Origin of the sequence: Kitasatospora sp. NPDC058115 (assembly GCF_042884635.1) — a bacterium.
Taxonomy (GTDB): Bacteria; Actinomycetota; Actinomycetes; order Streptomycetales; family Streptomycetaceae; genus Kitasatospora.
Window position 1 is genome coordinate 1 of record NZ_JBHVTL010000006.1, and the last position, 13,795, is coordinate 13,795.

11 protein-coding genes are annotated in these 13,795 nt (G+C 75.6%); 4 read left to right on the forward strand and 7 right to left on the reverse strand.

The genetic code is table 11. The annotated features are described in order from the left end of the window. Positions 1–152 precede the first annotated feature (152 nt). Positions 153–656: a redox-sensitive transcriptional activator SoxR gene (soxR, locus tag ACFVVL_RS07845; RefSeq protein WP_380295341.1), complete on the reverse strand. Its 504-nt coding sequence runs from the start codon at positions 654–656 to the stop codon at positions 153–155. Between the two features lie 54 nt (positions 657–710). Here soxR and ACFVVL_RS07850 point away from each other — a divergent pair, with 54 nt between their 5' ends. Then, complete coding sequence (locus ACFVVL_RS07850; RefSeq protein WP_380295339.1) at positions 711–1,412, forward strand: transketolase; 702 nt, start codon at positions 711–713, stop codon at positions 1,410–1,412. Between the two features lie 22 nt (positions 1,413–1,434). Further along, a complete protein-coding gene (locus tag ACFVVL_RS07855; protein ID WP_380295337.1) occupies positions 1,435–2,328 on the forward strand; it encodes a transketolase family protein in 894 nt (297 codons plus the stop codon). Between the two features lie 7 nt (positions 2,329–2,335). On the opposite strand, the gene treZ is transcribed toward ACFVVL_RS07855, so the two are convergent. The 4 genes from treZ to glgX all read right to left on the reverse strand — a co-directional run bounded on the left by treZ (position 2,336) and on the right by glgX (position 9,705). Continuing rightward, complete coding sequence (gene treZ / locus ACFVVL_RS07860; RefSeq protein ID WP_387672226.1) at positions 2,336–4,054, reverse strand: malto-oligosyltrehalose trehalohydrolase; 1,719 nt, start codon at positions 4,052–4,054, stop codon at positions 2,336–2,338. Then, positions 4,051–6,630: a malto-oligosyltrehalose synthase gene (gene treY, locus ACFVVL_RS07865; RefSeq protein WP_387672229.1), complete on the reverse strand. Its 2,580-nt coding sequence runs from the start codon at positions 6,628–6,630 to the stop codon at positions 4,051–4,053. Before treY ends, treZ begins: the two co-directional genes overlap by 4 nt. 80 nt (positions 6,631–6,710) lie before the next feature. After that, a complete protein-coding gene (locus ACFVVL_RS07870; RefSeq protein WP_387672232.1) occupies positions 6,711–7,457 on the reverse strand; it encodes a hypothetical protein in 747 nt (248 codons plus the stop codon). A gap of 100 nt (positions 7,458–7,557) precedes the next feature. After that, entirely contained in the window at positions 7,558–9,705 is a 2,148-nt protein-coding gene (glgX, locus tag ACFVVL_RS07875) for a glycogen debranching protein GlgX (RefSeq protein WP_380295330.1), read from the reverse strand. 489 nt (positions 9,706–10,194) lie between these two features. On the opposite strand from glgX, the gene ACFVVL_RS07880 reads away from it, so the two are divergent. Further along, positions 10,195–11,475 carry an SAV2148 family HEPN domain-containing protein gene (locus ACFVVL_RS07880; RefSeq protein WP_387672235.1) on the forward strand — a complete coding sequence of 427 codons (1,281 nt, stop codon included), beginning with the start codon at positions 10,195–10,197 and terminating at the stop codon, positions 11,473–11,475. 167 nt (positions 11,476–11,642) lie between these two features. Here the strand turns inward: ACFVVL_RS07880 and ACFVVL_RS07885 are convergent, their stop codons facing one another. Beyond that, the gene (locus tag ACFVVL_RS07885; protein ID WP_387672238.1) at positions 11,643–11,894 is read right to left on the reverse strand and encodes a hypothetical protein; all 252 of its coding nucleotides are present in this window, start codon (positions 11,892–11,894) and stop codon (positions 11,643–11,645) included. Positions 11,895–12,217: 323 nt separating this feature from the next. On the opposite strand from ACFVVL_RS07885, the gene ACFVVL_RS07890 reads away from it, so the two are divergent. After that, complete coding sequence (locus ACFVVL_RS07890; RefSeq protein ID WP_387672241.1) at positions 12,218–12,919, forward strand: exonuclease domain-containing protein; 702 nt, start codon at positions 12,218–12,220, stop codon at positions 12,917–12,919. Here ACFVVL_RS07890 and ACFVVL_RS07895 read toward each other — a convergent pair. Next, positions 12,891–13,775 carry an SHOCT domain-containing protein gene (locus ACFVVL_RS07895; RefSeq protein WP_387672244.1) on the reverse strand — a complete coding sequence of 295 codons (885 nt, stop codon included), beginning with the start codon at positions 13,773–13,775 and terminating at the stop codon, positions 12,891–12,893. The genes ACFVVL_RS07890 and ACFVVL_RS07895 overlap by 29 nt on opposite strands. Positions 13,776–13,795 lie beyond the last annotated feature (20 nt).

Below are 13,795 nucleotides of genomic sequence, written 5' to 3' on the forward strand. Positions count from 1 at the left end.
CTTCCTGCGCCGGCCCGGCTCGTCGGCACGGGTTCCCTGCGCCCCGCCGGATGCATCCGGCGGGGCGCAGGGAAGTGCTCGGGCCCGGGTGGGGGTGTCGCCGGTGAGGCCGTCGGTGACTTCGACGCAGAGGAAGAGGTCCATGGGAAGGGTCACTCCGTGAAGTCGCCCGCCGTCGGTTCCGGGCCGGTGGCGGGGTCGCGGGTCAGCAGGTAGCGGGCGCCCGGGCCGGCGGCGCCGGCGCGGTCGGCGGCGTTGTAGAGGGCGCAGCGGGTGAGGGAGAGGCAGCCGCAGCCGATGCAGCCGGTGAGCTTGGCCTTCAGCCGCTCCAACTCCGCGATCTGCTCGTCGATCCGGCTCTGCCAGGACTGGGCGACGCCGTCCCACTCGGTGCCGCTGGGGGCGCGGTGCTCGGGGAGGCGGTCCAGGGCGACCTTCGCCTCGTCGAGGGACAGGCCGACCCGCTGGGCGGCCCGGACGAAGGCGATCCGGCGCAGGGTGCCGCGGGTGTAGCGGCGTTGGTTGCCGGTGGTGCGGGTGGCGTGGATCAGGCCCAGCTTCTCGTAGTACCGCAGGGCGGAGGCGGCGAGGCCGCTGCGGTCGGCGAGTTGGCCGATGGTGAGGAGATCGTGCCTGCTGGGACCGTGGGCGCTCATGGGGTCACTGTAGCGCTTGACTTGAAGTCGACTTCAAGTAGCAGCATCGAGGGCATGAAGACGACGACCCCCGCCCCCCTCGGCTTCGCCGAGCTGCCGGGCCTGATGGCCCTGATGACCGGCGACGAGAAGCACGGTCCGGCCGCCACCTCCACCCTGGACGCGCTGTGGGTGCTCTACGACCGCGTCCTGCGGGTCACCCCGGCCACCGCCGACGCGCAGGACCGGGACCGCTTCCTGCTCTCCAAGGGCCACGGCCCGATGGCGTACTACGCCGTCCTCGCCGCCAAGGGCTTCATCGACCCGGCGGTGCTGCCGAGCTTCGGCGCCTACGACTCGCCGCTCGGCCACCACCCGGACCGGATGCTGGTGCCCGGTGTGGAGATCAGCTCCGGCTCGCTCGGCCACGGCCTGCCGATCGCCGTCGGCACGGCGCTCGGCCTGCGGGCCCAGGGGCTCGCCGACCCGGCGGTCTGGGTGCTGATCGGGGACGCCGAGTTCGACGAGGGCTCCAACCACGAGGCGGTGGCCTTCGCCGGGGCCTACGGGCTGGACCGGCTGCACGCGCTGGTGATCGACAACTCCTCCGCCACCCACGGCTGGCGGGGCGGCATCGCGGCGCGCTTCGCCGCCGAGGGCTGGTCGGTGGAGACGGTCGACGGCCGCGACCACGAAGCGCTGTACGCCGCGTACACCGTCGAGCACCCGGGCCGCCCGCGGGTCGTGGTGGCCCGCGTCGAGTCGAAGAACTCCTGAGCCGAAGAGAGGCACCAGAACCGTGGAAACCATGCGCGAGCGCTTCATCGAGACCACCTCCCGGCTGCTGGACGAGGACCCGCGCCTCGCCGTCGTCCTGGCCGACATCAGCGCCGCGAGCTTCGACGCCGCCGCCGAGCGCCACCCGGACCGGCTGATCAACGTCGGCATCCGCGAGCAGCTGCTGATCGGCGCCGCCGCCGGACTGGCCTTCACCGGGCTGCGCCCGATCGCCCACACCTTCGCCAGCTTCCTCGTCGAACGCCCCTTCGAGCAGGTGAAGCTGGACCTCGGCCACCAGGGCGTCGGCGCCGTGCTGGTGAGCGCGGGAGGCTCGTACGACTGGCCCGCCGGCGGCCGCACCCACATGGCGCCGGGCGACGTCGCGCTGCTGGACACGCTGCCCGACTGGACGGTGCACGTGCCCGGCCACCCGGACGAGGCGGAGCAGTTGCTGCGCCACGCGGCGGCCGACGGCGACCGCAAGGTGTACGTCCGCCTCTCCGACCACCGCAACGAGCACGCCACCGCGATCGAGCCGGGCCGCTTCACCGTGGTCCGGCGCGGCAGCCGCGGCACCGTGCTCGCGGTCGGCCCGATGCTGGACGCCGTGCTCGCCGCCACCGGGAACCTGGACGTCACCGTGCTGTACGCGGCGACCGTCCGGCCGTTCGACGGCGCCGCGCTGCGGGCCGCCACCGAGGCGAACGCGAACGTGGTGCTGGTCGAGCCGTACCTGGCCGGGACCTCCGCCCAGGAGGCGCACGAGGCGCTCGCCGACCGCCCGCACCGGCTGCTGTCGCTCGGGGTGCCGCGCGGCGAGCACCGGCAGTACGGCTCGGTTCCGGAGCACCTGGCCGCCTACGGCCTGGACGCGCACGGACTGCGGGACCGGATCGCCACCTTCGTCCAGTGACGGCCGGTCACACGCGCAGGATCGCCACGGAGTCGGGGGAGAGCGTGAGGCGCCGTCCGGTGGCCTCGGTCCTCCCGAACGCCGCGACCACCTCCCCCTCCCGTGGCAGCGCGACGGCCGCCGCGCCGAGGTTGACGGCCACCCGGTAGGGGCCCCGGTGGACCACCAGCCATCCGGCGGCCTCGTCGGTGTCCACCCGCACCGCCGCCAGGTCGGGATCGGACAGCTCCGGGCAGGCCCGGCGCAGCCGGATCAACTCCCGGTACCACTCCAGCAGTCCGGCGTGCGGAGGGCGCCTCGGCTCGGTCCAGTCGAGGACGGAGCGCAGCACGGTGGCCGGCTCCTGCGGGTCCGGCACCGCCTCCGCCGCCCAGCCGTGTTCGGCGAACTCCCGCCGCCGGCCCCGGCGGACGGCCTCGGCGAGGTTGGGGTCGGTGTGGTCGGTGAAGTACTGCCAGGGGGTGGCCGCTCCCCACTCCTCGCCCATGAACAGCATCGGCGTGAACGGCGAGGTGAGCACCAGTGCGGCGCCGCAGGCGAGCCGGCCGGGGGAGAGGCTGGTGGAGATCCGGTCGCCCAGGGCCCGGTTGCCGATCTGGTCGTGGGTCTGCAGGTAGCCGAGCAGCCGCTCCCCGTGCGCGGCCGGGAACGGCCGGCCGTGGTGGCGGCCGCGGAACGAGGACCAGCTGCCGTCGTGGAAGTAGCCCCGGGTCAGGGTCCTGGCGACGGCGGCGAGCGGGGCGGCGGCGAAGTCCCCGTAGTAGCCCTGGGATTCGCCGGTGAGGGCGCAGTGCAGGGCGTGGTGGAAGTCGTCGCTCCACTGGGCGGCGAGGCCCTGTCCGCCGGCCTCGCGCGGGGTGGTGGTGCGCGGGTCGTTGAGGTCGGACTCGGCGACCAGGAACAGCGGGCGGTTCGTCGTCACCGCCAACCGGTCGACCTCCCGGGCGAGTTCCTCCAGGAAGTGCACGGCCCGGTCGTCGGCGAGGGCGTGCACGGCGTCCAGTCGCAGGCCGTCGATCCGGTAGTCGCGCAGCCAGGCGAGCGCGCTGCCGATCAGATAGCCACGCACCTCGTCCGACCCCGGTGCGTCCAGGTTGACCGCCGAGCCCCACGGGGTGTGGTGGCGGTCGGTGAAGTACGGGCCGAACATCGGCAGGTAGTTGCCGGCCGGGCCGAGGTGGTTGTGCACCACGTCGAGCACGACGCCGAGGCCCTTGCGGTGCGCGGCGTCGACGAAGCGCTTCAGGCCCTCCGGTCCGCCGTAGGGCTCGTGCACGGCCCAGAGCGAGACGCCGTCGTACCCCCAGCCGTGCTTGCCGGGGAACGGGCAGAGCGGCATCAGCTCCACGAAGTCGATGCCCAACTCGACGAGGTGGTCCAGGCGTTCGGCCGCCGCGTCGAAGGTGCCGGCGGCGGTGAAGGTGCCGATGTGCAGCTCGTACAGGACGGCTCCGGCGAGCGGGCGCCCGCGCCAGTCGGTCTGCGACCAGTTGAACGCGGCGTGGTCGACGGCGCGGCTGGGGCCGTCGGGGCCGTGCGGCTGCCGGGGCGAGCGGGGGTCGGGCAGCGGGCGGCCGCCGTCCAGCACGAACGCGTAGTCCCCGTCGGGTGCCTCGCCGTGCCACCACCCGGCGCGGGCGTCGTCCCGGGCCAGCGGGTGGTGGGCGCCGTCGACGGCCACCTCGACCCGCTCGGCGGCGTACGGCGCCCAGACCTCGTGCCTCATGCGGCGCCCCTCCTGGTCAGCAGGGCCACCGGAAGGTCGGCCAGCAGGTCCTTCAACCGGACGGGGCCGGCGGCGAACCGGCGCGACGTCAGCGCGTCCGTCCACGCGCCGCCGGCGGGCAGGTGCAGTTCGGTGCCGCGCCAGCCGCCGGCGCGGGCGAGTCCGTACGGCAGGCGGGTGACGGCGGTGAGGACGTCCGGGCCGCGCCCGAAGGCGAGCAGGTGCCCGGCGGCCGGGCCGACGGCGGTGAGCGGCCGGTGGGTGCCCAGCGGGTGGGCGCGGCGCAGGTGCAGGGCGGTCGTGGTGAGGTGCAGCTTCTCGCGCGCGAGGTCGCTGGGCCGGGCGGTGGCGGAGTCGGTGAGCCGCACGGCCAGCGCCCCGAGGTCGACGGCGCGCCGGTTGTCCGGGTCGACCAGGGTGTACAGCGGCTCCTCGCTGCCCTGGTAGAGGTCGGGCACACCGGGCACGGTGAGGTGCAGCAGGGCGGCGGCCAGCGTGTTGGACCGGGCGTACGGGGCGAGCGCGGCCACGTACCCCTCGATCCGGGGGAGCAGCCCGGGGTGGCCGAAGACGGCGTGCACGCGGTCGGCGAGGGCGCGTTCGAAGCGGACGTTCTGGGTCGTCCACGAGGTGTGGAGCTTGGCCTCCCGGGCGGCCTTGAGCACCGCGGCGACCAGCCGTTCGGGGGTGGCCGGCCAGGCGGCGACCAGGGTCTGCCAGAGCAGCCAGTCGCTGTCGGGGTCGAAGCGGGCCCCGCCCCCGCCCCCGCCCCCGCCCCCGCCCCCGCCCTCGGCCCCGCCTCCGGCCCCGCCTCCGCCCCCGGCCGCGGTGGACCAGGCGGCGGCCTCGGCGGCCCAGGCCTCGGGCTGCTCGGCCAGGACGGCGAGCCGGGCGCGGGCGTCGGCGCTGCGCTTGGTGTCGTGGGTGGAGAGCGCCGTCATGGTGTGCGGCCAGTGCCGTTCGACGTAGTGGCACCAGGCGTGGAAGTCCTCCGGCCGCACCCCGGGCCGGGCGGGCTCGCCGCCGACCTCGTTGAGGCTCAGCAGCGCGTTCCACCGGTAGAAGGCGGTGTCCTCGACGCCCTTGGCGGCGACGGCGGCGGCGGTCTGGGCGAAGCGGACGGCGAACTCGTCCTGCTCGGGGCCGCGCCCGAGCGCGCCCTCGGCGAGGGCGGCGACGAAGCGGTCGGTGGCGTCGGTGGGCTCGCCGTCGGAGGCGAGCGCCTCGTGCAACTGGGCGGCGGAGGCCTGCGGCAGCGGCTCCCCGGGCCGCGCGTAGGGCCGGTAGGCGGGGTAGCCGGTGAGCAGCCGGCGCAGGGCGGCGCGCAGCCGCCACGGCGGGTGGTCGGCGTGCACCGGGTCGGCGGCGCCGAGCCGGACGGCGAGGCGCACCAGCCGCTCCACCTCGGCGGCCAGCTCGCCCTCGGGCCCGGTCATGTCGGCCCGCCCGCGCCGGGCGGCGGCCAGCGCCGGGTGCGGGTCGGCGCAGGGCTCGCCGCCCGGGGGAGCGCCGGTGAGGAACGCCTCGTACGCCCCGGCGAGCCGGCAGGCGCCCGCGTGGTCGGTGAGCACGCCGTCGATCCGGCGCAGCGCGTCGTAGCCGGTGGTGCCGGCGCACGGCCAGTCGGCGGGCAGCCGCTCGTCGCCGGTGAGGATCTTCTCGACGACCGTGTACGTGCCGCCGGTGGCCCCGGCGAGCCGCTCCAGGTAGCCGCGCGGGTCGGCGAGCCCGTCCGGGTGGTCGATCCGGAAGCCGTCCAGCACGCCCTCGCGGTGCAGCCGCAGCAGCACGCCGTGGGTGGCCTCGAACACCTCCGGGTCCTCGACCCGGACCGCGATCAGCTCGTTGACGGTGAAGAACCGCCGGTAGTTCAGCTCGGTGCGGGCCAGCCGCCACCACGCCAGGCGGTACCACTGGCGGGCGAGCAGGTCGGGCAGCGGCAGGTGCTCGGTGCCGGGGCGCAGCGGCAGCACGTGGTCGTGGTAGCGGAGCGTGTCGCCGTCCACGGCGAGCTGGTCGAGGACGGCGCCGAGCCGGTCGCCGAGCAGCGGCAGCAGCACCCGGCCGTGCCCGGGGGCGTCCGGCGGTCCGGGCAGGGCCTGCCAGTCGATGTCGAACCAGCGGGCGTACGGCGAGTCGGGGCCGTCCCGCAGGACCTGCCAGAGCGGCCGGTTGAGGTGCTCGGGGGCCGGCACGGCCATGTGGTTGGGCACCACGTCGGCGAGCAGTCGCAGGCCGTGCCGGTGCGCCTCGGCGGCCAGCGCGCGCAGCGCCGGCTCGCCGCCGAGCTGCTCGGCGACCCGGCCGTGGTCGACGGTGTCGTAGCCGTGGGCGGAGCCCGGCACGGGCTCCAGCAGCGGGGAGAGGTGCAGGTGGGAGACGCCGAGGGCGGCCAGGTAGGGGACGGCGGCGGTGGCGTCGCGCAGGGTGAAGCCGGGCTGGAGCTGGAGGCGGTACGAGGCGCTCGGCACGGTGGCGGGGGCGACGCTCCGGGCGGTGGTCGGCCGGCGGGAGGGGTCGAACGACGGGACGGAGGCGGCCGGGCGGGGCTGCGCGGGCTCGGCGGCGTTGGTCATGCCTCCATGCCTACCCGGCGGGGCGCGGGGGCAAGACCCGTTGCTGATCCGAACAGGTGAGCGGTGGGCGTCGGGGGTGCTCAGCGGCCCCGGCGCCGCCACCCCCGGGGCACCGTGAAGTAGCCCGGGCGCTGCGGGCCGCCGGCCCCGGAGCGGGACAGGCGCAGGACCAGGCCCCGCTCGGCACGGGCGGCCTCCACCAGGGCGGCGGCCGCCGGGTCCCGGGTGTACTGCGAGAACGCGCTGTTGAACATCGTCGCGTTCGGCTCGGCAACCGGCGGCCGGTCCGGCGCGTCCCAGGTCAGGGTCGTGCCCAGGGCGTACAGCCGGGGGCTGTCGCGCGGCGAGCCGTCCGGATGGCGGCCGCCATGCCGGTAGTACGAGAGCGCGTCGGCGACCGAGCCGGGCGGGTGCGGTCGCCGGGGATCGTGGTACAGCCCGCTGCCCCAGTCGGCGACCTGCGCGGCGTCGATCCGGCGCAGCAGCTCCGGGACGTCCAGGGCGGTGGCGAAGTAGGCGGTCGCGGCGAGCTGGCAGACCAGCTCCAGCCGGCGGCCGGGGTCGAGCCCGCGCTCGGGAGTGATCCGGCGGTCGTCCACCTGGGTGACGACGTGGACCACCCCGTCGACCGCGCCGAGCCGCGCGATCAGGCCCTCGACGACGGCGCGCTCGGCGGCCAGGGCGGCCCGCGCCTGCGGGGTGCCGGCGCGGGAGAGCACCCACCGGTACGGGGGCGGGCGGAGGATCGTCGCGTCCGCGATCCGGCCGGGGAGGGAGAGCAGCGTCCCCAGGAGGAACTCCGTCGCGCTCGGATGATCGCCCGCCATGCCAGCCGCCCCCTCGGTCCCCGGTCCTTCCGGGGACCACCGTGGCCCGTGCGACGGCCGGTGCGCAAGGTCCGCCGGCGAACCGGGACACCGCCGTGGCTCAGGCGGGACGCTGCAGCACCATCAGCGAGCGGTCGGTGAGCCAGAGGGTGTCCCCGGCCTTGACCCTGGTGCCGGAGCCGGGCGGCGGCAGCTGCGGGCGGGCGGTGTCCACCACCACCTGCCACTCCTGCCCGTGCCCGGCCGGGACGGTGAACTCCAGCTGCTCGAAGTGCGCGTTGAACATCAGCAGGAAGGAGTCGTCGACGATCCGCCCGCCGCGCCGGTCCGGCTCCGAGATGGCGTAGCCGTTCAGGAACACGGTGAGCGACTTGGCGTAGCTGGCGCCCCAGTTGCGCTTGGTCATCTCCTCCCCGGCGGGGGTGAACCAGGCGATGTCGGTGAGGTCCTCGTACTCGCCGCCGCCCCCGCCCTCCCCGGCGGGCCGGCCCGGGACCGGGCGGCCGTGGAAGAAGCGCCGGCGCCGGAACACCGGGTGGTCGCGGCGCAGCCAGACCATCCGCTGGGTGAACTCCAGCAGCCCGGTCCGCGCCCCGTCGTCCTGCGGCCAGTGCACCCAGGTCAGCTCGTTGTCCTGGCAGTAGGCGTTGTTGTTGCCCTGCTGGGTGCGGCCGAACTCGTCGCCGTGGGAGAGCATCGGCACGCCCTGGGAGAGCATCAGGGTGGCGAGGAAGTTGCGCTGCTGGCGCGCCCGCAGCTCCTCGACGGCCGGGTCGTCGGTGGGTCCCTCGGTGCCGCAGTTCCAGGAGCGGTTGAAGGACTCGCCGTCCCGGTTGCCCTCGCCGTTGGCCTCGTTGTGCTTCTCGTTGTAGGAGACCAGGTCGCGCAGGGTGAAGCCGTCGTGGCAGGTGACGAAGTTGATCGAGGCGATCGGGCGGCGGCCGTCGTCCTGGTAGAGGTCGGAGGAGCCGGTGAGCCGGGAGCCGAACTCGGCGAGGGTGGCGTTCTCCCCGCGCCACAGGTCGCGCACGGTGTCCCGGTACATGCCGTTCCACTCCGTCCACAGCGGCGGGAAGTTGCCGACCTGGTAGCCGCCCTCGCCGAGGTCCCAGGGCTCGGCGATCAGCTTGGCCTGGGAGACCACCGGGTCCTGCTGGACGAGGTCGAAGAACGAGGAGAGCCGGTCCACCTCGTGGAACTGCCGGGCGAGGGTGGCGGCGAGGTCGAAGCGGAAGCCGTCCACGTGCATCTCGGTGACCCAGTAGCGCAGCGAGTCCATGATCAGCTGGAGCACGTGCGGGCTGCGCATCAGCAGGCTGTTGCCGGTGCCGGTGGTGTCCTCGTAGAACCGCTGGTCCCGGGCGAGGCGGTAGTAGGACACGTTGTCCAGGCCGCGCAGCGAGAGCGTGGGGCCGAGGTGGTTGCCCTCGGCGGTGTGGTTGTAGACGACGTCGAGGATGACCTCGATGCCGGCCGCGTGCAGGGCCTTGACCATCGACTTGAACTCCTGCACCTGCTGGCCGCGGTCGCCGGTGGAGGAGTACGAGGAGTGCGGGGCGAAGAAGCCGACGGTGTTGTAGCCCCAGTAGTTCGCCAGGCCGAGGTCGCGCAGCCGGTGGTCGCGGACGAACTGGTGCACCGGCATCAGCTCGATCGCGGTGACCCCGAGCTTGGCGAGGTGCTCGATCACGGCGGGGTGGGCGACGCCCGCGTAGGTGCCGCGGATCTCCTCGGGAATCCCCGGGTGCAGCTCGGTCAGGCCCTTCACGTGGGCCTCGTAGAGCACGGTGCGGTGGTAGTCGGTGCGCGGCGGGCGGTCGGTGCCCCAGTCGAAGTACGGGTTGATCACCACCGAGTGCATGGTGTGCGGGGCGGAGTCGAGGTCGTTGCGGCGCTCGGGGGCGCCGAAGTGGTAGCCGTAGACGGACTCGTCCCAGTCGATGTGGCCGCTCATCGCCTTGGCGTACGGGTCCAGCAGCAGTTTGGCGCTGTTGTGCCGCTGGCCGAGGCCCGGGTTGTACGGGCCGTGGACGCGGAAGCCGTAGCGCCGGCCGGGCTGGACGCCGGGGAGGTAGGCGTGCCGGACGAAGGCGTCGGTCTCGCGCAGTTCGACGGCCGTCTCCGAACCGTCCTCGTCGAGCAGGCAGAGCTCGATCCGGTCGGCGCTCTCCGAGAAGACCGCGAAGTTGGTGCCGGCCCCGTCGTAGGTGGCGCCGAGCGGGTAGGGGGTCCCTGGCCAGACCTGCATGGTTCCTCGACTTCCTCACGCAGAAGGAGAGCTGACGGGCGGTCCGATGGTCGGGGCCGGACCGCGGGGCGGACCGGCCGGGGGTCGTGACGTACGGCACACGGGCGTGGCACAGTCCGCATACTCCCCGACGCCTTCCCCGACGGCGGGGCCATTTGCGCCGTGTTCGCCCGAACGGGTGTCCCCACGGCGCCCCGGGGGGTGTCACGTCACCGTCGTGGGGCTCCCGGGGCGTGTGGGGCGGACGGGACGGCCGCGGCGGACCGCCGCGGCCGGCCGCTGCCGTGCTCCAACCGGCTGCGGGCGGTTCGCGGCGGGCAGTACCCTTGATCGTCCGGCCGTCCGGGGCCCGTGGCGGTCCATCAGGCGAACCGGCGGCGAACCGCCGGTGCGTCGGGCGGCGCGCCGCGCCGTCGACCGGCCGGACGGCAGGCAGACAGCTCCGAGCGGCCCCGGGCGGCTCCCAGCAGGAACCAGGTGAGGTGGCGCATGGTGTTCCCCGCCGGCGGCCGTGGCGGTGGGCCCGGCGGCCCCGACCGGGGCAGCGCCCGCAGCGAGGCGCCGACGGTGGTCATGCGGCCCGCCCTGACCGGCGGACGCTCGCTCGTCCCGGCCCAGGGCGGGCCGGTCGAGGTCCCCGCGCTCGCCTGGTCCGGCGCCGAGTGGGAGGACGCCTACCAGCGCGTCCGTCTCTCCGGGCGCGCCTACGTCTGGCTCAACCTGGTCGAGCAGCGGCTGCGCTCGCTCGTCGACGAGGTGCTGCACCCGATCTACGCGCCCGCCCACGGCGAGGACTGGGTCACCGCCGCGGCCGGCCCGGCCGGCGAGGAGTGGGCGCACCGGGCCGGCGCCGTGCGCGAGGTGAGCCGGCGCAAGGGCTACCTCCTCGACCCGGCCGACGACGACCCGCTGGTCTTCCTCACCCTGCCGCAGCTGCGCGAACTGATGGTCCAGCACTGGCCGTGCTTCGAGCCCTACCTGGCCGACCGCCGGGAGATCGAGCTGGCCCTCGACGAGCTGGAGGTCGCCCGGCACGTCGTCTCCCGCAACCGCGTCCTCACCCCGACCGTGCTCGCCCAGACCGAACGGGCCTCCGCCCGGCTGCTCGCCCTGCTCGACGGCGGCGCCGGCGCCGTGCCCGCGGACGTCGTCGAGTCCCTGGTCGCCGGCCGGTACGCGGACGTCGTCGCCGTCCACCCCGACCGGGTCCGGCTCCAGCGCGACCTGCCGGTGGAGGACCTCCTCGACGGCGCCCGGCGGCTGGACGCGCTCGGCATCGGCCTCGGCATGCTCTGCCAGAACTACACCGGCAAGCGGCTGGTGCGGCTCGCCACCGACGGCTGCCGGGTCCGGCTGCTCTTCCTCAACCCGGCCAGCAGCGCCGTCCGCCGCCGCGAGCGCGAGCTGGGCCTCGGGCGCGGCGAGCTCGGCCGCTCCATCCAGATGAACATCCTGCACGTGCGCCGGGTCCGCGCCGCGCTGCGCGACCAGGGCGGCTTCGAGATCCGGGTGTTCGACGAGACCCCGCGCTTCACCGCCTACCTGGTCGAGGGCGTGCCGTCCGCCGCCCCGGGCACCGGGGGCCGCCGCCAGACCCGCGACCTCGGCGTCGTCCAGCCCTACCTGCGCCGGGCCCGCGGCATGGAGTCGCCCGCCCTCGTCCTGCGCGGCGGCGCCGGCCAGCAGCCGGGCGGCACGGACGCCGGGCTGCTGGAGGTCTACCGCGAGGAGTTCGAGGGCGTCTGGGCGGACTCCCGGCCGGTCTCCTGACCGCCGCCTCCCCCGGGGGGCGCTCCCGCCTCGCGGCGGAGGCGGCGGGTGCGGGGCGGCCGGGAGGGGGCCTGGACGGGGATCCCCCGCGGCGGCGTCGACGGCCCCCCGGTCGCCGCCCCCCTGCCGCATCCCCGCCGACCCCGGCCCCGGCCGGGTGCCGCCGGTCAGGGCACCCGGACCCAGAGGTCGTCCTGGCCGCCGCCGGCCGAGCGGCACTGGGCCTCACCGGCGTAGGAGTCCCGCAGCTCGATGCAGGCCGACCTGGAGAAGCGGCCGGTCTTCTTCCAGTAGCCCGCCGCGACGCTCGCGGCGGAGCCGGTCGTGTCGCCCGCGGCGGCATGGGCGGTGGCGGCGGTGGTGCCCAGCAGGGCGGCGGCCGTCAGGGCCGCGCCGGAGAGCAGGAGACGTGTGCGCATGTGTGCCCGTCCCTTCGTCGTCCACCCGGGGCGGGTGGGTGTCTGCTGCCACCGAATCCGCTCCGTCGTGTCCGCTTCAACAGCCCGGCCCCGTCCCGGACACCCGGACACCGCCGACCTGCGGCGCACCCCCCGTCCCGGACACCCCCCGGACACCCGGACACCGCCCCGGGCCGGGCGGCCGGCGGCGCGGCGGGGCCGGCGACGGCGGCGGGGCGCCGGCTCTCCGGAGGCGGGCGCCGAGCCCCCCACCGGCCGGATTGTCGGAGGGGCGGGTGATGATAGGGGCTGCTTCGACCCAGAGGACGGAAGGACACACCCCTATGAGCTGGTGGCAGCAGCCACTGGTCGGCTTCGACCTGGAGACCACGGGCACCGACCCGGCCGTGGACCGCATCGTCACGGCCGCCCTCGTGGACACCGTCGGGGACCGCCGGCTGGGCGCCACCGGCTGGCTGCTCGATCCGGGGGTCCCGATCCCCGCCGAGGCGGCGGCGATCCACGGGATCGGCGACGACCTGGCCCGGGCCAAGGGGCGGCCGGCCAAGGAGGCGGTGGACGAGATAGCCGCGGCGCTGTGCGAACGCCTCGCCGACGGGCGGCCGGTGGTCGCCTTCAACGCGCCCTTCGACCTCTCGCTGCTCGACGCCGAGCTGCGCCGGCACGGCCTGCCGGTGCTCGCCGAGCGCCTCGGGGGACCGGTCGCGCCGGTGCTCGACGCGCTGGTCATCGACCGCGCCGTGGACAAGTACCGCAAGGGCTCCCGCACCCTCCAGCGGGTCTGCGAGGTGTACGGCGTCGAGCTGACCGACGCCCACGAGGCCGGCAGCGACGCGCTCGCCGCCGTACGGGTCGCCGTCGCCCTCGCCGAGCGCTACCCCGAGCGGGTCGGCGACCTCCTCCCGGCCGAGCTCCACGCCCGCCAGGTCGACTGGCACCGGGCCTGGGCCGAGGACCTCCAGGCCTGGCTGCGCCGGGGCAAGGACCCGGAGGCGGTCATCGACCCCCGTTGGCCCCTGCGCTGAGCCCGGTCCCCAGGAGGCGGGCCTTGGCGGCGGTGAACTCGGCGGTGTCGAGGGCGCCGTCGCGGTGGAGGGCGGCCAGGCGCTCCAGGGCGGCGACCACCTCCAGGTCGGGGGCGGGAGGGGCGGCGTCCTGCGGGGCGGCGGTGAAGGAGACCCGGGTGTTCTCCGGGTCGGCGCGGTCGTAGCGGACCTCGGCGGGGCCGCCGCGGCGGGGGGTCCCGTGGGCGGGGAAGGTGTCGGTGACGGTGGCGGTGCGGGGGGCGCCGTCGGTGGTGGTGAACCCGACGGTGACGCGCAGTTCGGGGAGGTCGGCCGAGACGGCGCCGGTGGGGACGAGGTCGGTGACCCGGGCGGGGACGGTGATGCCGTACTGCTCCAGGCGGCCCTGCTGCTCGGCGCGGTGCCGGGTCTCCTGCCGGAAGGCGCGCCAGCGGCGGGCGCCGTGCCGGTCGAGGACGGCGGTGAGCAGGGCGAGCGGGACGACGGGGACGAGCAGCCAGGGGCGGAGGGAGCCGTTGGCGAGGGCCGCGCCGAGCAGGCCGAGGGCGAGGCAGCCCAGCAGGACGCCCCGGTCGGAGGTGGCCGAGGGCTCGGTGGTGGGGGCGTCGCCGTGCGCGGTGGTGGCGGTGGCCACCAGGCACAGCAGCCAGAGCAGGATGCCGCCGGCCAGGTACCCGGCGGTGCCGAGGCCGTTGCACCGCTGCTCGGGGCCGCAGGCGTCGGCGGCGTAGGCGCGGACGAAGCCGGTGGCGGTGAGCCATCCGGCCGTCGCGGTGAACGCGGAGATCAGGACGAGTCCGACGATCCGACCGCTGCTCAGGCGCGGTCCGAGGGCGGTGGGGTGATCGGTGGCCATGGCCGACGAGTCTAGAGGCT

What these genes read in the sequence shown, in the direction of transcription:
- glgX (WP_380295330.1), bottom strand. Translation starts at nt 9,705, where the DNA reads ATGCAGGTCTGGCCAGGGACCCCCTACCCGCTCGGCGCCACCTACGAC.
- treY (WP_387672229.1), bottom strand. Translation starts at nt 6,630, where the DNA reads ATGACCAACGCCGCCGAGCCCGCGCAGCCCCGCCCGGCCGCCTCCGTC.
- ACFVVL_RS07895 (WP_387672244.1), bottom strand. Translation starts at nt 13,775, where the DNA reads ATGGCCACCGATCACCCCACCGCCCTCGGACCGCGCCTGAGCAGCGGT.
- ACFVVL_RS07890 (WP_387672241.1), top strand. Translation starts at nt 12,218, where the DNA reads ATGAGCTGGTGGCAGCAGCCACTGGTCGGCTTCGACCTGGAGACCACG.
- ACFVVL_RS07885 (WP_387672238.1), bottom strand. Translation starts at nt 11,894, where the DNA reads ATGCGCACACGTCTCCTGCTCTCCGGCGCGGCCCTGACGGCCGCCGCC.
- soxR (WP_380295341.1), bottom strand. Translation starts at nt 656, where the DNA reads ATGAGCGCCCACGGTCCCAGCAGGCACGATCTCCTCACCATCGGCCAA.
- treZ (WP_387672226.1), bottom strand. Translation starts at nt 4,054, where the DNA reads ATGAGGCACGAGGTCTGGGCGCCGTACGCCGCCGAGCGGGTCGAGGTG.
- ACFVVL_RS07880 (WP_387672235.1), top strand. Translation starts at nt 10,195, where the DNA reads ATGGTGTTCCCCGCCGGCGGCCGTGGCGGTGGGCCCGGCGGCCCCGAC.
- ACFVVL_RS07850 (WP_380295339.1), top strand. Translation starts at nt 711, where the DNA reads ATGAAGACGACGACCCCCGCCCCCCTCGGCTTCGCCGAGCTGCCGGGC.
- ACFVVL_RS07870 (WP_387672232.1), bottom strand. Translation starts at nt 7,457, where the DNA reads ATGGCGGGCGATCATCCGAGCGCGACGGAGTTCCTCCTGGGGACGCTG.